Origin of the sequence: Leptotrichia hongkongensis (genome assembly GCF_041538065.1) — a bacterium.
Lineage (GTDB): Bacteria > Fusobacteriota > Fusobacteriia > Fusobacteriales > Leptotrichiaceae > Leptotrichia > Leptotrichia hongkongensis.
The window spans coordinates 1-19,758 of sequence record NZ_JBGORW010000002.1; the positions used below are offsets into that span (position 1 = coordinate 1).

Genomic DNA, 19,758 nt, shown 5'->3' on the forward strand with positions numbered 1-19,758 from the left:
ATGAAAGGTTTCTCCTTAATGTGGTTTGGTAGATTTACATTATATCAGAAACCTTTCTTTTTTTGTATATGCTTGTCACATATGTATTATCTCACAACATTTTTTAAAAATTTTTTCATTTTTTCAAAAAATTTTTGTGATATTGAGATAAATATTATAAATAGCGAGTTTTTTGTCAGTGCAGAAAAATGTCGTAGACTAGCCATAAGTTATTGCATAGCAATCTTGCCAAATATTTTGATTATCAGGATAAACCTTTACTGCAAGATAAGGTTTTGCGGCAATGAGCAATCATACGAAAATAAAAATGAAAAAATATTTATTAATCAAAATATCTAAAAAATAATAAAAAACTGCACCCTCCATCTTGTTATACAAAATTTCAGGTACAGTTCGTATTTTATTTTTCTGTTCTTCAATATATAAAATTTACCTTATTATTTATCAAAACACAATAATTATTAGTTTTGTAATTATAAAATTTAAATTTTTTACCAATCTTTCATCAACTCTAAAAAGAAATTTTTAGAAATATCTTTCATATCAACAATACTAACAACAGCAAAGACATTATCATCAATTTTTTTAATAATTTGATCTAATTTAATTTTTTTACTATTATCTTCGAATTTGTTAAAGTATGTATTTTCACTTATTTTAACTAAATTTTCTTTTTTTGAAAATTCTTCAAAATTTTCAGTATAAATATATAACGGCAAAGGGCGTTCTTCATTTTTGTAATAAAGATAAAACTTTAATGGTTTAATAGAGCTTAGAGAATCATTAAACAGAAAAACTGGACTCTCTCTTAAATCAAAACCTTCTGGTACTAAAATTTCTTTATTAGTATTTTTAATTCTCATTTTTCTCTTGTTTTCACTAAGAATTAATAAATTTATTTTTTTATTATTTCCACGATAAGTATTGTCTTTCGGTTCAGGATAAGGTAATAAGCCGTCCCCTTGCATAGAAGCTATAACAAAAGCTGTTGTAAGACAGGAATTTAAACAGAAAATACTTATCAAAATCAATAATATAAATTTCAACTTTTTCATCCTAATTACCTACTCTTTCTCTTCGTATTTCAATCATTAAACTAATCATTGCTTAATTTTGTATTTTTGATATTTTCTTAAAAGATAATACTCGTTTTTTCCTTTTCAGAAATTAGATTTTTTTCTATTTTTTCATCTGCATCTTCCATAAAATCAATAAAGCATTTCTGATTTTGGTACTTCTGATTCAGTATTTTCAATTTATTTTTTGTTTCAGAGCCAAGATGATTGTCTTCTTTCAAAATATTTCGCACATCCTGATTTAGTACAAGCAACTCATTTATCGAAATTCTGCCGCTGTATCCGCTGGAACATTCATCACAGCCTTCTCCCATACATTTCTGGCACTTTTTCCCAACTAATCTTTGTCCAATTACTCCAATTAATGAATCTAGTATCAAGTATTTTGGAATGCCCATATCCATTAGCCTGATTAATGTGGAAACAGCATCGTTTGTGTGAATTGTCGAAATTACAAGATGTCCTGTTAATGCTGCTCTTACTGCGATTTCAGCCGTAACTTCATCTCTAATTTCTGAAATTACAATAATATCAGGGTCATTTCTTAATGTAGCTTTCAAGACTTCAGCAAACGTTACTCCGATACTCTGATTTACCTGTATTTGAATAATTCCGTCAATTTTGCTTTCTACAGGGTCTTCTACCGTTATGATTTTTTTTCTTCCGTCATTTAACATATTTATTAAGGATTTTAAGGTTGTGGATTTCCCAGAGCCTGTCGGTCCGCTTACAAGTATCATTCCATACTTTCTAGTTAAAATCTCATTTAGCATTGCTATGCTTTGGTCTGAAAATCCTAGCGTTTTAAGGTTTATGTCTTCCAGATAATTTTCAAGAATACGCAGAACTATGCTTTCTCCGCCAATTGTTGGCATATAGGCGGCTCTTATGTCATATCGCTTATTAATATTTTTTATATTCAATAAAAAAGAAAAGCTGCCATCTTGTGGCTTTCTTTTCTCTGCAACATTCATTCCCGCCAAAATTTTTATTCTGGCAATAATTTCTGTAATATTTTTTTCAAGCACTTTTTTGTTTACGGATTCGTATAATTTTTCACTTTCCATAAGATATCCGTCAACTCGGTATTTTATTTCCATGCCTTCCAGCAAGTCAAATTTTATGTGAATATCGCTGGCACGCTCCTTAAATCCTGCTTTTACAATTTCATTTAAATAAGAAACTGTATCTTTTGATAACAAATTATTTTTTTTATTATCAGAAATATCCTTTAATTTTACTTTCTCAGTTATTTTTTCATTCATTGTCCTCAATTTCCCTTCCCGCTTTTATAGTTTTTTATTTTTAGTTATTTCTTTTTTACACTTCCAGCATTAAATTCTTCTAGTACTAATTCTGTCTGCTTTTTCAATGTTTTAAATAATGCCTTTTTAATCAAGTTGTACCATTTTAAAGCGGCACGTTGTGTGTCAATCCCCTTTAATGTTTCCTTTAGCTGTAATTTAAAAAAGTCAACTTCTTCATAAGAAAGTTTTACATTTTTAGTTTTTTCCTTTTTATTTGCCTTTGTTATTTTTACTTCATTTTCCAGATATTTGAAGAAACCAAACACGTTTGGTAGCTGTTTTTCATACTGGCTCATCATTTTTCTCATTTCCTCAATCATTCTTGTTAAATAACTTCTTGACATTTTAGAAAATGTAATATTGACTTTTCTTTTTCCTTTTCCAATTTTTTGTACAAGCTGCTGCATTTTAGCCTGTGATTTTGCATTTATTAAATCCATGTTGCTTACTGTGTTAGGATTTACCATCTTTGCCATAAATTCTCCTTTCTGTTCTTCATTATTTCTTTATTTATTATTCAAAATTTTTCATTATTTCTTCAAGTGAAACATTTCCTTCCCTTAACAATATAAGTTTTCCATTTTCATATTTCACAATTGTCGAAGGCTTTCCAGTTAATTCTGATTTTTCATTTGGAATAACAATGTCTACATTTTTTAACAGTTCTTCGCTTAGATTCTCAATTTCAGTAACAGCATTTTCACCTGAAATATTTGCACTTGTTGTCAATAAAATTCCACCAGAATTTTTTATAATTTCAAGAGTAATCTTATTTTTCGGAATACGAACACCTATCGTTTTCATATTTTTATCAAATTTTTGAGTAAAACTCTCATTTGCAGAAAAAATAACTGTCAATTCTCCAGGCCAGTATTTATCAAGAATTTTAGAAATTTTCTGAATATTTTCTTCAGTTTCGTTTATTAATTCACTCAAAATATCTCTGTTACTGATTAGTGCGATTATTTTTTTAGAAAAATCACGTTTTTTTATCTTATATATTTTTTGTACAGCTTTCTGTTCAGGAAGAGAGCCGATTCCATAAACTGTATCTGTCGGAAATACAGCAACTCCTCCTTTTTTCAAAATATATGCTGCTTTTTTAATTTTAGTCATCATTTCCATCATCAACTGGCATCTCAAATAAGCCACTTATTGGATTATTTGTAGCTATTCTTTTTATTATTTCAGCAAACATCTTGCTTGTTGACAAGATTTTCAGTTTATCAAATTTTCTGTCTTCTGGCAGTTGAATCGTGTCAGTTACCACAACTTCTGTAAAAGCTGAATTTTTTAATCTTTCAATTGCAGGATCTGAGAAAACAGCGTGTGTCGCACAAGCATAAACTTCTGTCGCCCCTTTATCAATCAGAGCCTGTGCCGCATTACAGATTGTTCCAGCAGTATCAATCATATCGTCAATTAAAATAGCTTTCTTTCCTTTTATATCTCCAATAATATTCATAACTTCCGAAACATTTGCCTTCGCACGTCTTTTGTCAATTATCGCAAGCGGTGTATGCAGCCAGTTTGCAAGCCCTCTCGCTCTTTTTACGCCACCAACATCAGGTGAAACAACAACAGTATCGTCTGGGTGGAACCCATATTTTATAAAATGTTTAGCCAAGATTGGCAGAGCTTCCATATGATCTACTGGAATGTCAAAAAATCCTTGAATTTGTCTTGCATGCAAATCCATTGTAATTACTCTCGTTGCACCTGCTACAGTTAATAAATTGGCAACAAGTTTTGATGTGATTGGCTCACGTGGACTTGCCTTTCTGTCTTGCCTTGCATATCCATAATAAGGAATTATCGCTATAATTTCCTTCGCTGAAGCTCGTTTAATCGCATCAATAAAAACTAAAAGCTCCATAATACTTTCATTTACAGGTTTTGAAGTCGACTGAATTACAAATACTTTACATCCACGTACGCTTTCGTTCGCTTTTGCAAAAGTTTCTCCATCCGCAAATCTTACAATTTCAGCAGAAGATAAATCCATATCCAGATATTTTACAATCTTTTCTGCTAATGCTTCACTTGACGTTCCTGCAAATATTCTTATTCTGCTCTTGTCTTCCTTGGTTAATGTTATCATTTCATTTCCCTTTCTCTCTATATTTTGAATTTTATTTAAAAAATTTTTATCTTTTATTAAATTTACATAATTAAATGATATTTTTATAACATTTTTGATTTTTTGACATTTTTTCAGAAATTGCTAGTTTTCTATTTTTTCTCTTTATTTACTTGTTTTGCTCTTCCAAATGCCAATGTTTCATCTGGAATATCTTTTGTAATAACTGATCCAGCCGCTGTTAGAACTTTGCTTCCTATTTCAACTGGAGCTACAATTATCGAATTGCTTCCAATAAAGGCATTTTTCCCAATTTTTGTCTTATGTTTATTTTTTCCATCATAGTTACAAGTAATTGTTCCTGCACCAATATTTGTGTCTTCCCCAACTTCAGCATCTCCAATATAAGTCAAATGCCCTGTTTTCACACCTTTTTCAAGCGTAGCATTTTTTATTTCCACAAAGTTTCCAACATGCACAGTTTCTTTCAAATGTGCTTTTGGACGCAAATGTGCAAAAGGTCCCACAGTTACCCCTTCCTCAAGAGTAGACTGCTCAACAACAGAAGCCTCTATTTTCACATTATCAGCAATTACAGAATTTTCAATTCTTGTATTTCCCAGAATTTCGCAGTTTTTTCCGATTTTTGTATTTCCTTGAATTGTAACATTTGGATAAATTACAGTATCCTGTTCAATTTCAACATTATCTTCAATATAAGTTGTATCTGGGTCAATCAGAATTACTCCGTTATCCATAAGTTCAGTATTTTTTCTGTTTCTTGAAATTTTACTTGCCTGTGCTAACTGAGATTTTGAGTTTACTCCTAAGATTTCATCTTCATCTTCAATTTGAAAGCTGTCAACTTTATAGCCTTCTGTCGATAAAATTTTTATAGCATCAGTCAAATAATATTCACCTTTTGAATTGTTGTTGTCAATTTTTTCTATCGCATAAAGCAGACTTTCATTTTTGAAAATATATACTCCTGTATTAATTTCATCTATTTTTTTCTCATTTTCATTTGCTTCCTTTTCTTCGACAATGTTTGAAATTTTGCCATTTTCCTTAACAATCCGTCCGTATCCAAATGGATCTTTAACTTTGCATGAAAGTACGATACAATCAAGATTTTTCTCCTCAAATACTCTTTTTAATTCTTCCAATGTTTTTTCTTTTAACAAGGGTGTATCTCCATAAGTGATTAATACATTTTCTCCATATTCCTTGATTTTATCCTTTGCAATTAAAATAGCATGTCCTGTTCCAAGCTGTTCTTCTTGTGTAACATAAACAACATTTCCCATTTCAGCTAAAACATCTTCCTTTTTATGCCCTAGAATAAAAATATTTTTATCATTCCCAATATTTTCTAGTACATTGACCACTCTTCTAATCATCGGAACACCGTTCACTTTGTGCAGAACTTTAGACTGTTCAGACTTCATTCTAGTCCCTTTTCCAGCCGCTAAAATTACCGAAATCATTATTTCCTCCTTAAAATTATTAACAATAAAATATTTGTTTTTATTTTACTCAAACTATAAAAAATCTAATGTTTAAAAAAACTCAATTTTTTGAGTTTAATCTTAAAATTTCTTTTCTGTTTAATTATATCAATTTTTTCTGATTTATTCAAATATTATGGAAAAGTTTTTTATTTGTTAAAATGTATTGAAAAAAACTTTAACTTTAACGAGATATAACCTTATATATAGCAATAATTTGTTATATAAAGAATATGAATATCTAAATAATTTATATTCAAAATTTCGATAAATCGTAAATTTTTATCCAATATTTTTAATTGTAGTCTTTTATTTCCCAATTTTGTTACTATCCCAACTTTACTGTCTTCAAAATCTTCATTATCAATAAAAATAAATAAATTATTTTCCTGACAAATTTTTAAAATTGAAAGATAATCTAGATAATTAATATTTTCAAAATATTTATTTAAGCTTATTTTGTCAATGTATTTAACTTTAGTAAATGGTTTAGATATTTCTTCAATAAATTCTTTTCGTATAACTGTTACAAATTTTTCAGTTGCAAAATCAGGAATTTCTTTTAAAACTAAAAAATTTTTATTTCCCATAACAATATTTCCAATATAAGCTTTTCCAACAAATAATTTAATTTTATGAATCTCAAAATCTTTATTTATTTTTTTCCTGTCAAAAAATTTTATCAAACGGATATAATTTTTAGAAATAATTTCTGTAGAAGTTACATTTAGATTATAATCCAGTATTTCTAAAAGATAGTTTTCTCCAATTTTTTTGGTAATATAGCAAATTTCCGTTGTTTCGTCTCTTAAATGTAAAAAAACTAAAGTTCTGTATTTTATAATATTTTCTAAAATATCGTCAATGGAATTTAAGTTTTTTGTATACAGCCATTCATAACTGCTTTCGGTTTTATCTAATAAGTTATTTCCTAAATTTTTTATATAATCTGAATCCAAAATAATTCTTTGAATTTTATCAATTTGATAGATTTTCATTCCATCTTCTTTATTTTCAGTATCATAAGATTTTAAAAGTAAATAATTGTCCCAGATTTTTATTATATTTCCAACAGAAAATCCATCAGTATCAAATCTGTAAATTCCAATTTTATCAATACTTTCCAAATTTAATAAAAATTCTTTCATTTTTTCTCCATCAAAATATTTATAACTTATGTATGTTCAATAATTCTAGTTTTTATTTATTTTCTTAATTTCATTATCATTTTCATTATAATTCAAATGAATCCTCAATGCCTCTAGTGAAATCTGAATTTCTAACAATGAAAATATTAACGAAATTATGAGCGACACTAGACTTATCCCAAAACTTATATATCCAATAAAATTTATTTGGAAAAACAGGAATAACATTGAAACAGCACATAATAATAAGCTAGAAACTCCAAAGTACTGCATCTTCTTAATATAATTTAAACGTTTCTTCAGATTCTTAACCTGATAAAATTCATGCTCGATTTCTCCGCTTGAATCCATCTGTCTGACAATGGCTGTAAGTGCCAAAAATCTGTTAGTATATGCTAGCAAAAGAAGAGATACCGTAGGAAAAAGAACAGCCGGGGTAGTTATTTCCAAAGTCATATTTTTCATCATCCTTTCAACTTTTTATAATATATTTATTTAACAATTTAAATACTACACTTTATTTTTATTATAATTGAAATTACTAAAAAATGCAAAATAAAAATGCAAGGACTAAAATTTTGCCCTTGCTTAAAAGATTTTATTTTTATTAAGATTAGAATGAATCTGGTGATGATAACACTTTTAAATCTTTATCTATTTCAAATACCAAAGGTTTTCCTGTTGTTAAATTCAGTTTTAAAATATCGTCATCTGAAATATTTAACAAATATTTTATTAAAGCACGCAAACTGTTTCCGTGAGCTGCTACAATAACATTTTTCCCTTCCTGCAAACTTTTTGAAATATGTGAGTGCCAATAAGGCAGAACTCTTTCGATGGTATCTTTAAGGCTTTCTCCAAGTGGCGCTTCAGAATCAGATAAATCTGCATATCTTCTATCTGATTTTGGATAATATTCGCTTGATTTGTCTATTGCAGGCGGAGCAACATCAAAGCTTCTTCTCCAGATAAGGACTTGCTCGTCTCCATATTTTTTAGCAGTTTCAGCTTTGTTTAATCCTTGTAATGCTCCGTAATGACGTTCATTCAATCTCCAAGATTTGTAAACTGGAATGTATAATTCATCCAGTTCTTCCAAAACGTAATTAAGAGTTTTAATAGCTCTTTTCAAATAAGATGTGTACGCAATGTCAAAAACTAATCCCATTTCCTTTAATGCTTTACCTCCAGCTTTTGCCTCTTCCACTCCTTTTGGACTCAAGTCAACATCCTTCCATCCAGTAAATTTATTTTCCAAGTTCCATTCACTTTCTCCATGCCGAATCAATACTAATTTCATTGTTTTCCTCCTTTTGATAAAGTTGTTTTATATTTGAACTAATAAAAAAGTGGCTTTATTTTACTATTTTGTTTTAGTTTCCACAACTGCTTCTGCAGAGGATGTACTTGTAGATAGTTCTTTTTCAGCAATTAAATCTTCAAGATGTTCCTTTGTTGTCATCAATTCTTCAAGGTTCATATTATCATAAGTTGCTTCTGAAGATGTTTTTATGTTTATACCTTGTTTTCTTAAAAAACTGTCAACTTTATTTTGATTCTTTTTGTATAAATAATATCCTACAGCCACAGTTCCTACTCCAATTGCTGCTCCTACTAAATGTTCCTTTTTAATGTTTCCAAGTTTTATCATTTTTATACCTCCAAATTTTTATTTATTATTATTTTATCATTTATTAATTTTTATTGCAAAGCAATGTATTTGTCATCCAGCTCATTGCCTGCTCTGTTATTGAAAAATATGTGATCTATCAAATCACTCAGATTTTCAATAGAATTATCATTTTTTACATCTACAACATAATGAGATTTTCCATTATCAGCTTTTAAACGATAAATTCTTACTTCCTTGTTGGAAAAGTTATTTAATACAAGATGCCGTCCAAAAGTTGTAAACCACATAAGTGCTATCGCTGTAACCGATCTGTTTGCCAGATACGATTTGAGCAAATATAATGCAGGCAATATTTCGATGTCAAAAAAACCTTTACGCTGTGTTTCCCTGTAAGCATGCTCGATAATTGCTGCGGTTGTCAGTCCCGCTGTAAAGTTATTTATGCCGATTTGTAATTTTTCGACTTTACTTTTGCCAAGCCCATGCAGAAACGAAAGTAATATTGCGGCTCCAGAATAAACTGACAGTAAATCTATTGATTTTTCTTCAAAATCTTCAACAAGTTTTACTGAAGTCATGCCATGTTCAACTGATAAGGCAGTCGCAGTTCGGTAAATTACTTCATCTATTGAAATTTCTTCAGGTTCAAATGTAACGAGCAAAGTATTTATAGTCTGATTATACCGTAAAGCTGTATTTTTAGTTTCAACTTTTACTGTTTCAAAAAATTTTTTTGTATTGGCAATATCATGTGAAATTTTGAATCTGACACGGTTCGGTAATTTATGCAGTATTATTAAGGTTAGTTTTTTCATATCTTATTCAAACTCCTTCAAAAACACAAAAATTTTTATTTATTAACATCGTATTTTAATAGTCGCAATGAATTTCCAACTACTAAAATTGTGATAGAGTTATGCAAAATTGAACTGTATATTGCAGGCAGAAGTCCTGTCGCACCTAATACAAGAGCAAAACTGTTTATTCCAATTGCCATTGCAAAATTCTGCTTTATTATTTTTACAGTGTTTTTTGCTAAACCAATTACACCTGGTATTAGTAATGGGTCGTCTGAAGTTATTGTAACATCAGCAGCTTCCATCGCAATGTCGGTACGCGAACTTCCTAGAGCTATTCCTACATTTGCGTAGGAAAGGGCAGGAGCGTCGTTTATTCCGTCACCTATCATAATAACTTTTGAACCAATTGAACGGAATTTTAAAATATCTTTAGCCTTGTCCTCAGGTAGCAGTTCAGACTCGTATCTGTCCATTGACATTCTTGAAGCGATAGTTTCAGCCTGCTGTCTCAAATCTCCCGTTAACAGTACAATATCATCTATTCCTTGATTTCTTAGCCGATTCATTGCCTTTTTTATATTTTCCCTAGGCGGATCCGAAACGCCGATAACACCGATTAAATCATTATTTTTAGCCACATAAATTACAATTTCACCACGGTTTTGCATTCCTTTGACTATATCACCTGCCATCTTAAGTGAAATATCATTTTCTTCCATATATTTCTGGCTTCCTACACGGATAATATCCTTATTTACAAAAGTTTCTATTCCCCGTGCCACTTTAACAACGGATTCCCTATGTCTTGGAATTTTTAATCCTCTATTTTTAATTTCGTTCAAAATTGCACTTGCCAATGGATGTGATGAAGTTTCTTCGGCTGCAGCAGCCAGTGCAAGCATTCTGTTATCTTTCATATTTTTTCCAAAAGTCTTTAGTGTTTGGATTTTAGGCTTTCCTTCGGTTATTGTACCTGTTTTATCAAATATCACTGTGTCAGATTTTGAAAGTTCTTCCAGATAGTTGCTTCCTTTAATCAAAATTCCATTTTTAGCTGCTGTATTAATTGAAGCTGAAAATGCTGTTGCTGTTGACAGCCTTATTCCGCATGAATAGTCAATTACAAGCATACTAAGAGCTTTTTGCAAGTTTCTCGTTGAAACATAGACAATTCCAGCGAGCAGAAAGTTAAGCGGGATTAACTGTGCAGAAAATGTATCGGCGTAAGATTGAATATCAGCCTTGTTAAAAGCGGCATCTTCCACTAATTTTATAATTCTGGAAGCTGTCCTGTCATCTCCAACCTTCTCAGCTTTTACGGTAATATTTCCACTTTTTAAAAGTGTTCCTGCAAAAACTTCTTCTCCAGCCTTTTTCGTAACAGGCATATATTCCCCAGTAATTGCCGACTGGTCAATTATCGCCTCACCTTTTTCAATCGTTCCATCCACACTTATTTTTTCCCCAGTTTTAACAAGTATAAAATCTCCCTTGCTAATTTCTTCAATTGGAACTTTTTTAGCTGTATTTTCATCATCAGACTGCTTCCAGACATAGTTTTCTCCAACACTTAACATGTCTTTAATTACGCCACGTGTCTTTTTCATTGTATAAACAGTCAGAAGCTCTGCAAATTTTTCTAAAATCATAATTGTCAAAGCTGTTCGTTCACTTCCTAAAATAATGCTGCTGACGATAGCTGTAGAACTTAGCGTATCTGCGTTGGGACGCTTATTTTGAATAAGAGAATAAATTCCATTTTTTAAAACAGGCAGGGCTAAAGAAACTGTTGATAAAGTTTTGTAGTTAAATAGCCGCCTAATCCCTGTTAATTTTGTCTTTGGATTTGGCAGTAGCAGTAAAAGTACAGCAGCACCAATATTTTTAATAATTTCCTGTGGAGATTCTTCCTGCAGACGTCTTTCAATTACATATTTGTTTGATATTTGCTTTTTTTCATTTTTATATATATCTACCAGATATGTATTTAATGTATTTTGAAGTAAAGATATCAGGTTTTCACCAGTTAATGAAAAATTGTCAAAATAAACAAGAATAGTTCCTGTAATACTTGAAATTTCGACACTTTGGATATAATGAACCTGCATTAGCTGCTTTGTTATCTCTTCTTTATGAATTCCAAGATATTTTAAAGCTTTTGATTTTATTCTGATTCTTCCACGAATTTCGTGTAAAATCTTGCAATCCAGCAAATAATCTTTATTTAACATAAAAGTCCCTTTCTTTTTTCATTTTGGCAATAATTAAAGTTCTTTAATTATGTTATAAAAAGTATCCAAATTATCTTCTATTTCCTTTAAGGATTTATTTTCATATAATTCAGAATGATTAATCATAGTTTTCCAGACTTTGTTCAGCCAGTCCAGTATCTGTTTTTCTGAAATTAATTTTACATCATAATAAAGCAGAATTTTATTTGTCACATACGAATACTCAATACTTTTTATGCCTTTTTTTGATAAAATAAGTTCTGTAACTCGATAATCATATTTTTTTAATTCTTCTGGAATTTTTGATAAATTGGGGACAGAAAGCCTTAATCTGCCAGGAATACTGTGTACAACCTTTATCTGATTAAACATCAGATATGTAGCCTTAAATAAATTTTCCAACATTATTTTCTTTTCCCTTCTGATAAAAAAATAAAAGCCCACCATAATAAAGTAGTACCTGTAGGCAATTTTGGAATTTCTCTTAATTTTTTAATACCATAAAAAGCAAAAATTCCTGCAACTAATGTCTTTAAGTCCAGATAACCTCTACTTTTATTATAAATAGCCATATCAACAGATTCAAATGCCTGTTTTAACAATTCTTTTATTTTTCCAGGCTTATTTTTCAAGGCTTCTTCTTCCAGATGGAGCAGTTTTAGTACGATTAAATATAAAAATGAACTTTCAATAATTTTTTCATCAAAATAAATTAAGATACTTCCAATAATGGAATTAACGCTTACTGAGTGTATTCCTGATAATTGACGTATATTATTTAAAAATTCCTGTTCTAATTCTTCATTTTCCTTTAATACATCTGTTTGAAGTCTCAAACGTCCATTCTGGTAATGTTTTACTTGAATAACGCCATAAAAATTTTGTAACATAACCAACTCCTTAAATATTTTCATAAATTATTATATACCTTTTTATTTTAAATTTCAAGAATTTAATTAAAGAAAATAAAACAGACTTTAAAACAATTTTATCAAAAAAATTATTAAATTTAAAATTCATATTCCCCATTCCACGTAATGAACAATTTAACAAGTTCTTCCGATACCTTTCTGTTTCTTTTGTCAATATCTTCAAAAGTCCAGTCGGTCTTATCAGCTGGGATTAATTCACGTACATATTTAATTTTAGATTTTTCATAACTTGCTTTTTTCTTTTCAAAAAAGTTTTCTGAAGCTTTAATTGACAATCTTTTTTCAAAAGGAATCTTGTTTCCAATATAATTTATATATTCTTTAACCTGTTTACTTTCAACACTTTCTGAGAAACGGTTACTCCATTTTTGTGGCAATATATATTCAATTTCCCATTTTTCAGTCAGTAATTCATCCTGATTGTTATACACAACCATTTTTAAAATCATACGCACAAGATTTTTGTTTGGTGTTTTGACTTTTTCCTGCAATATTGAAATTGGAATATTCTTAAATGCAATTTTTGGAGAAACATTATCAACAATATCAACATTAAGTTTAAGAATGTCAGCTTTTACAGCAGCAACACTCGGTGTTACAAGATAATTTGCTGTCAATTCCAAAAATAGCTTTCTTAAAAATTTTAAGAAATAAGTTTCAAAATTTTCTTTTTCGCCATGTGACAAATAATAGACAACAACAGGATATTTCCAAGATTCATTTGGATAAGCTGATAAAGTATCTAAAATCTTTATAATCTGTATATTTTCTGTCCAAGGCTTGTCATCAATTGATTCGTGCCTATTCATCACAACCCATAAATCAAGAATCTGATCCAGATGCTTCAAAAGATTTGATTTATAAAGCCTTGTAAATCCGCCCTTTGAATAAAAACGTCTAAGTCCAAGTGTAGTCGTTGCCACATCTTTTTCTACTGCCCTTAGATAAAACATATAATAATAAAACAGCTGTTTTACATTTTCTTTGGCATAAATTGCCCGTTCGCTTAGTTTTTTCCACTGTTTTATAAACATTTTCTTGTATTCTTTTTTGATTCGGTTATACATTTTTGCCTTAAAAATATCAGCTTCAGAAAGTGGCAATCCTCTGTCATTCAAAGTAGAAAATACACTTAATGCGTCATCTTGTGAATCTGTATTTATTGGAAAGACAACCGCTCTATTTAAAGTATAATAAATAAATTCAAGCATTAACGTAGGGCTTAGTTCACAAAGTTTATCAAATAATTTTTGGAATAAAATATAATTTTTTGAATAATTATCAGTAGCCTCAGGATCAGCAACTCCAGTTTCCAAAATATTTTGTAAAATTTTATTTCCTTCATTATCTATAACTCTTGAATTTATAAGTACGCTTTTATAATCAACTTCTCCAGTTAATTTCTCCTGCTTCCAGAGTGCAGGCTGAATCTGTCTTATAAAATTTTTCTGCTCAACAGTTTTTTCCTCATAGGAAACTAATTTTGTATAAATTGCACGTAAAAGAAGAAACAATGAAGTAATTCTCTGCTGCCCGTCAATTATTTCCTGTTCTCCATTCTCATTTTCATAAGAAACTATGCTTCCTAAAAAATATGTTCCTTCCACTTCACTATTTCTCTTTGACTCATTTTCAGTAAATTCTAATAAATCATAAAACAACGTCTTAGTCTCATTTTCAGTCCAGGAATATGGTCTCTGATATTCAGGTATTAAAAACATCTGATCTTTTCCACTTTCCAGTAACTGTTTGATACTTTGCTTGTTAACTTGTATTGTTGCAACCATAACGCCTCCTACCGTTCTTTTTATAAATTATACACCATTTCAATGGTATTTTTCAACCGAAAAAATTTTAGGGAAAAAATTACTATTATATTTGTTCTTTATAATTATTTTTGATGCTAAAAAATATAAACATATATTTTGGTTATCAAAATAAAAATATCCAATTGTAAAAAATATAAAAACATTATATAATTAAATAACAGTGGTTATATATTCGGATTTTTTTATATTAAACTAATAAAAATAACTAACAGAGGAGATTTTATGTTTGAAAAATTTCGACTGAAAAATTTATCAAAAGTTATACAGTCTGCTATTTCAAATCTTTCAGAACAATTTACAAAAAAGAATTATTTTGATACTTTTTCTAAAATAAATTTTTTAAATATTGAAAATGTCGCTTTATTATATAAAAGAAATAAAAACATTATTATAAGCAAAAGTGACAATTTTTTGAAATCTTTAGATAAATATATTTCTAATTCAGGCATTGATTTATCTTTTTTTGAAAATGTCGATTTAAAAAAACTTGTTGAAAACTTTGAACGGCTTTGTTCCAATGGATATAAAAATTTTATTGAAAATGACATTAGAAATGAAATAATCGAAAGAATAAAAAAAATATTAGAAATTTTACCAAAATTATATTTATTTTTTTATATTATTCTAAATTATACTTCAATAAACGAAAATATAAAAATTAGCAGAGCTCCACCATATAATTTTTACAAATAATCACAAATAATTGTTTATAAAAATTATAAAATTGGAGGAAATAAAAGTGAACGAAAAGACAGAAAATAAAAAAATTGAATTAAAAGGAATAAAAATAGGAAAATATTTTATTGAAAAACCAATAGTTCAGGGTGGAATGGGTGTTGGAATCAGCTGGGACCAGCTTGCTGGAAATGTTGCAAAAAATGGATGTCTTGGAACAATAAGCGCCATCTGTACTGGATATTACCAAAATATGAGATTTGTTAAAAAAGCTGTAAATGGACGTCCTCTTGGAACAGAAAATGCCTACAACCGTGAAGCACTTTTTGAAATTTTTAAAAATGCAAGAAAGATTTGTGGTGACAGACCGCTTGCGTGTAATATTCTTCATGCAATAAATGATTATGAAAGAGTTGTACAGGATGCTCTTGATGCAGGAGCAAACATTATTGTTACTGGGGCTGGGCTTCCATTGGAACTTCCAAGGCTTGTTAAAGATTTCCCGGATGTAGAAATCGTTCCAATAGTTTCATCTGCCAGAGCATTAAAAATAATCTGCAAAAAATGGAAAGCAGCTGGTAAAATGCCAGGAGCAGTAATTGTGGAAGGTCCAAAAAGTGGTGGACACCAAGGGGCAAAATATGAAGAATTATTCGCACCTGAACATCAGCTGGAAGCAATCTTGCCACCTATAAAGGAAGAGCGTGACAAATGGGGAGATTTCCCAATTATTGCAGCAGGTGGAATATGGGATAATAACGATATAAAAAACATTATGGCACTTGGAGCAGATGCTGTTCAAATGGGAACAAGATTTATCGGTACTTATGAATGTGATGCAAGTGATGTGCTAAAACAGGTACTTCTTAACGCAAAAGAAGAAGACATTGTAATTGTCAGCTCTCCAGTAGGTTATCCAGGACGTGCAATAAAAACAAACTTAATAGAAACATTGGAGCCTAATACAAAAAAAATTAAATGTATTAGTAACTGTGTATTCCCTTGTGAACGTGGAAAAGGTGCAAATAGAGTTGGATACTGTATTGCCGATAGCTTAGGCGATGCTTATTTAGGTAGGCTTCAAAGCGGATTATTCTTCTCAGGAGCAAACGGATGGAGATTAAAGGAAATTGTACATGTAAAAGATCTGATAGACGAACTTATGACAGAAGCTAATTAGTTATAATGATAGCTGGAAACGAGGGGCATAAACCCCTTGTTTTCTAATTAATAGCCTATTTTTATACAAATATTTATAACTTTTTAAGTTTAATTTTAGATTTTTTTATAAAATATGGTTTTTACTAGAGAATTAAAATAAAAAATTGGAGAAAAAAAATGGTTAAAAGAATAAATTTAAAACAAATAGCAAATATTCTCTTAAATAAGAATATCGAAGAAAATGAGGAAAAAACTAAAAATAAAAATTGGAAACTAATGAAACCAATGACAAAAAATACTAAACTAAAAGAACTAACTGATTCAGGTCTTTTTTATATTCCTCTTTCCCAGCATATAGGAAGTCCATCTATACCAATAATAGAAATTGGAGATTCTGTAAAAAAATATGAAAAAATTGCAGAGGTTTCAGGTAATATTTCAGCTAATATTCACTCCCCAGTTTCTGGAGATATTGTTGATATTGTTGAACATTTTGTAGCAAGTGGAAATAAGGTAAAAACAATTATTATAGCAAATGATTTTCAGAATAAGGAAGAAACTCTTACGAAAAGGGAACTCCGTGATTTAAAATTAATAAAAAAAGATGAAATTTTTAAAATAATAAAAGAAGCAGGAATTGTAGGTCTTGGAGGAGCACAATTTCCTACTCATATAAAATATGACATTACATTTAGGAAAGTGGAGACACTTATAATAAACGGTGCTGAATGTGAACCATACTTAACTTCTGATTATTCAACAATGAAAAACTATACGAAAGAAATTGTTCGTGGATTAAAAGTTATACAAAAATTACTAAACCCAAAAGAAATTGTGCTTGGAATAGAAGAATAAAATAGTGATTTAATCGAAATATTTGATAAAATTCAAAAAGAAGAGGAATTTGAAATAAAAATAAAATTACTTCCTACAATTTATCCGCAAGGAAGTGAACTACAGCTAATAAATACTATTACAGGAAAAAAACTAAAAAAAGGGGAACTGCCTCTTGAAAAAGGTGTCATTGTAAGTAATGTCAGCACAGTTAAAGCGATTTATGACGCATTTTTTGAAGGGAAACCACTTATTGAAAGAATTGTTACAATTTCTGGAGAAGAAGCTAAAAACATTGGAAATTATAAAATAAAATTTGGAACTCCTCTTTATCATATCGTAAAAGAATTAGGAATACCTAATGAAGATAAAGTAATTTTTGGCGGACCAATGATGGGAACAGAAGTTTTTGATTCTAGAGTACCAGTAATAAAGGGGACTTCTGGAATACTATTTTTGAGCAATGAAGAAATAGAACGTAAAAACTGTATTTCATGCGGATATTGTGTTGAAGCTTGTCCAATGAACCTTATGCCTTTTGAGTTTGCTGATTATTATGAAAAAGGAAAGTATGAAAAAATGGTAAAAGCTAATATCCAGAACTGTATTGAATGTGGAGCCTGTGAATTTGTCTGTCCATCACGAGTTCCTTTAATGGAAAGTATAAAAACTGGAAAATTAATTTTGTCAGAAATGGAGGAAAAGAAATAATGAAAGATGAAAAGTCATTACTGGAAGAAATATTAGATAGAAAAAAAAGTATTAAAAATGGGCTTTTGGATAATGATGAAGATATTTCCAGTTCTAAAAATCAAAAATTTTCAGAAACCAAAAAAAATAATCCATCACAAAACAATATTTCTAAAAATTCAGCATTAAGAAATAAAAATAATGAAAAAATAATAAAATTAGAAAAAACTAAAGATGAAAATATTAGAAGTGAAATAAACATAAGAAAAAACAAAACAGAAAATAAAGCTCTAAGTTCAATTGTAAAAACAAATGAAAAAAAAGTACAGCCAATAGAAAAAAAACAGGCTAAAAATGAAAAAATATTTAATAAAAATAATATAGATGATAATGATAAAAATAAAAACGAAAAAAATAGAAGACAAAAAATAATAACAAATTTTTTCAAAAAAAGGAAATTAAAAAAACTATCTTTTACTCCATACATTAGGACTGAAATTGATATAAGAAATATTATGAAAGATGTTATTATATCATTATTCCCAGCTATTATTGCGTCAGGATTGGTTTATGGAATAAATGCACTCTTGCTAATTGCAACTTCTGTTTTATCAGCAGTTGTAACGGAAAAGCTATTTTCAAAAATATTTTTAGACGATACCAACTCTATACATGATTTATCTGCAATTATAACTGGTATTTTATTGGCTATGACTTTAGCCCCGTTAACTCCTTTACCTATAGTTGTTTTTGGAGCGGCAATGGCTGTAATCTTTGGAAAATTAATGTATGGGGGAATTGGAAAAAATATTCTTAATCCAGCAGTAGTAGGTCGTGAATTTATGACTGTCTTTTTTTCAATTTCAATGTCTTCAGGAGCAATTTGGTTTAGCCAAGAGGCTTTAATATTGCCTAAAATTAATTTTTTTGCAAACTTTTATAAAGCTCCATTTACAAGTTATCTAGATGAACTATTACTGACCTCTTCAGGTTCTTTAGGATCATACTCTGCTTTTGCCTTGATTCTAGGTGGATTGTACTTATTGCTCAAAAATCGGATTTCATGGCATATTCCTGTAAGCCTATTTGCTACATTCTTTCTTATAACAACATTATTAAAAGGAGATACCTCTGTTTCAATCGGCGGATTATTATTAACAGGAATTTTTATGGCAACTGATATGCCGACAAGTCCATCTTTTGCAGGCGGAAAAATATATTACGGAATAATGCTTGGACTCGTGATAGTCTTATTATCATTACTTGGAATAAAAAATGAAACATTATCGTATGTTCTGATAATATTAAATCCTTTTACAAAATTTATAAATAAAGTTTTTCGTCCAGTTGTATTCGGTTATGATATAAAAGAAGAAATATTAAAGCAATCTGGAAAAATGATTTTACTTACTATCGGAATTTTCACTTTTGCAGTTATCTTTGTGAAATTCCATAAATTTGGAATCATTCCCTATTTAGTATATCTTTATATTTTGATACTTACAATAAAAATCATTACAACTAAAAAAAGAATAAATTATTAAAGGGGCTAAAAAGCCCCTTTTTACATAATTATTTTTTTATCAATGTTACACTAACTTCAGAATCTTCCAAAGCACTTCCATTAATAAAGTTTACTCCATCAAAATGTAAAATATCTCCTGGTACTAAAACATGTTTTTCAGTTTCATTCAGATACATTTCCATTTTCCCTTTTAGAACGGTAAAAACAATTTCCTCATCTTCATGATTGTGCTTAGCAATTTTTTCATCTTTTTTCAAAATTTTCTTTACCAATTTAAAATTTCCCTTGTTAAACAGCAACCCTGCTTCATTTTTTACATTTCCAAACAT

At 29.4% G+C, this 19,758-nt stretch carries 20 protein-coding genes and 1 pseudogene; 5 read left to right on the top strand and 16 right to left on the bottom strand.

What is annotated here, in order from left to right; all coding sequences use genetic code 11:
• The coding region (locus ACEG17_RS01560; protein ID WP_372582302.1) for a hypothetical protein at positions 1–339 on the top strand (339 nt) is incomplete at its 5' end.
• A gap of 152 nt (positions 340–491) precedes the next feature.
• Here ACEG17_RS01560 and ACEG17_RS01565 read toward each other — a convergent pair.
• From ACEG17_RS01565 to ACEG17_RS01635, 15 genes are all read right to left on the bottom strand, one after another.
• Complete coding sequence (locus ACEG17_RS01565) at positions 492–1,055, bottom strand: hypothetical protein (RefSeq protein WP_372582303.1); 564 nt, start codon at positions 1,053–1,055, stop codon at positions 492–494.
• A 77-nt stretch (positions 1,056–1,132) separates the two neighbouring features.
• Positions 1,133–2,341 (bottom strand): GspE/PulE family protein, encoded by a 1,209-nt coding sequence (locus ACEG17_RS01570; RefSeq protein WP_372582304.1) that lies wholly within the window; start codon positions 2,339–2,341, stop codon positions 1,133–1,135.
• A gap of 44 nt (positions 2,342–2,385) precedes the next feature.
• Entirely contained in the window at positions 2,386–2,859 is a 474-nt protein-coding gene (locus ACEG17_RS01575) for a viral A-type inclusion protein (RefSeq protein ID WP_372582305.1), read from the bottom strand.
• 37 nt (positions 2,860–2,896) lie between these two features.
• Positions 2,897–3,511, bottom strand: coding sequence for an L-threonylcarbamoyladenylate synthase (locus ACEG17_RS01580; RefSeq protein WP_372582306.1), 615 nt, complete (start codon positions 3,509–3,511; stop codon positions 2,897–2,899).
• Positions 3,492–4,484, bottom strand: a complete 993-nt coding sequence (locus ACEG17_RS01585; RefSeq protein ID WP_372582307.1) for a ribose-phosphate diphosphokinase — start codon at positions 4,482–4,484, stop codon at positions 3,492–3,494. The genes ACEG17_RS01580 and ACEG17_RS01585 overlap by 20 nt, the downstream gene beginning before the upstream one ends.
• Positions 4,485–4,615: 131 nt before the next feature.
• Positions 4,616–5,950: a bifunctional UDP-N-acetylglucosamine diphosphorylase/glucosamine-1-phosphate N-acetyltransferase GlmU gene (gene glmU / locus ACEG17_RS01590; RefSeq protein WP_372582308.1), complete on the bottom strand. Its 1,335-nt coding sequence runs from the start codon at positions 5,948–5,950 to the stop codon at positions 4,616–4,618.
• A gap of 221 nt (positions 5,951–6,171) precedes the next feature.
• Complete coding sequence (locus ACEG17_RS01595) at positions 6,172–7,119, bottom strand: hypothetical protein (protein WP_372582309.1); 948 nt, start codon at positions 7,117–7,119, stop codon at positions 6,172–6,174.
• Between the two features lie 45 nt (positions 7,120–7,164).
• Complete coding sequence (locus ACEG17_RS01600) at positions 7,165–7,575, bottom strand: DUF2721 domain-containing protein (RefSeq protein WP_372582310.1); 411 nt, start codon at positions 7,573–7,575, stop codon at positions 7,165–7,167.
• A gap of 157 nt (positions 7,576–7,732) precedes the next feature.
• Positions 7,733–8,419 carry a 2,3-diphosphoglycerate-dependent phosphoglycerate mutase gene (gene gpmA / locus ACEG17_RS01605; RefSeq protein WP_299573333.1) on the bottom strand — a complete coding sequence of 229 codons (687 nt, stop codon included), beginning with the start codon at positions 8,417–8,419 and terminating at the stop codon, positions 7,733–7,735.
• Between the two features lie 63 nt (positions 8,420–8,482).
• The gene (locus ACEG17_RS01610) at positions 8,483–8,770 is read right to left on the bottom strand and encodes a hypothetical protein (RefSeq protein ID WP_372582311.1); all 288 of its coding nucleotides are present in this window, start codon (positions 8,768–8,770) and stop codon (positions 8,483–8,485) included.
• A gap of 50 nt (positions 8,771–8,820) precedes the next feature.
• A complete protein-coding gene (locus ACEG17_RS01615) occupies positions 8,821–9,567 on the bottom strand; it encodes a hypothetical protein (protein ID WP_372582312.1) in 747 nt (248 codons plus the stop codon).
• A 35-nt stretch (positions 9,568–9,602) separates the two neighbouring features.
• A complete protein-coding gene (locus ACEG17_RS01620; RefSeq protein WP_372582313.1) occupies positions 9,603–11,783 on the bottom strand; it encodes a heavy metal translocating P-type ATPase in 2,181 nt (726 codons plus the stop codon).
• A gap of 33 nt (positions 11,784–11,816) precedes the next feature.
• Complete coding sequence (locus ACEG17_RS01625; protein WP_147004897.1) at positions 11,817–12,188, bottom strand: HMA2 domain-containing protein; 372 nt, start codon at positions 12,186–12,188, stop codon at positions 11,817–11,819.
• Positions 12,188–12,673, bottom strand: coding sequence for an HMA2 domain-containing protein (locus tag ACEG17_RS01630; protein WP_372582314.1), 486 nt, complete (start codon positions 12,671–12,673; stop codon positions 12,188–12,190). The genes ACEG17_RS01625 and ACEG17_RS01630 overlap by 1 nt, the downstream gene beginning before the upstream one ends.
• 119 nt (positions 12,674–12,792) lie before the next feature.
• A complete protein-coding gene (locus ACEG17_RS01635; protein ID WP_372582315.1) occupies positions 12,793–14,502 on the bottom strand; it encodes a DUF262 domain-containing protein in 1,710 nt (569 codons plus the stop codon).
• 264 nt (positions 14,503–14,766) lie between these two features.
• On the opposite strand from ACEG17_RS01635, the gene ACEG17_RS01640 reads away from it, so the two are divergent.
• The 4 genes and pseudogenes from ACEG17_RS01640 (at position 14,767) to ACEG17_RS01655 (ending at position 19,448) form a co-directional block, all read left to right on the top strand.
• Positions 14,767–15,237, top strand: a complete 471-nt coding sequence (locus ACEG17_RS01640) for a hypothetical protein (RefSeq protein ID WP_372582316.1) — start codon at positions 14,767–14,769, stop codon at positions 15,235–15,237.
• A 46-nt stretch (positions 15,238–15,283) separates the two neighbouring features.
• A complete protein-coding gene (locus tag ACEG17_RS01645) occupies positions 15,284–16,399 on the top strand; it encodes a nitronate monooxygenase (RefSeq protein ID WP_147004894.1) in 1,116 nt (371 codons plus the stop codon).
• Positions 16,400–16,665: 266 nt separating this feature from the next.
• A pseudogene (gene rsxC / locus ACEG17_RS01650) lies at positions 16,666–17,925 on the top strand (electron transport complex subunit RsxC).
• Positions 17,925–19,448 (top strand): RnfABCDGE type electron transport complex subunit D, encoded by a 1,524-nt coding sequence (locus ACEG17_RS01655; protein ID WP_372582317.1) that lies wholly within the window; start codon positions 17,925–17,927, stop codon positions 19,446–19,448. The pseudogene rsxC and the gene ACEG17_RS01655 overlap by 1 nt, the downstream one beginning before the upstream one ends.
• Before the next feature lie 28 nt (positions 19,449–19,476).
• Here ACEG17_RS01655 and ACEG17_RS01660 read toward each other — a convergent pair whose 3' ends face one another.
• A complete protein-coding gene (locus tag ACEG17_RS01660; RefSeq protein WP_021743624.1) occupies positions 19,477–19,758 on the bottom strand; it encodes a cupin domain-containing protein in 282 nt (93 codons plus the stop codon).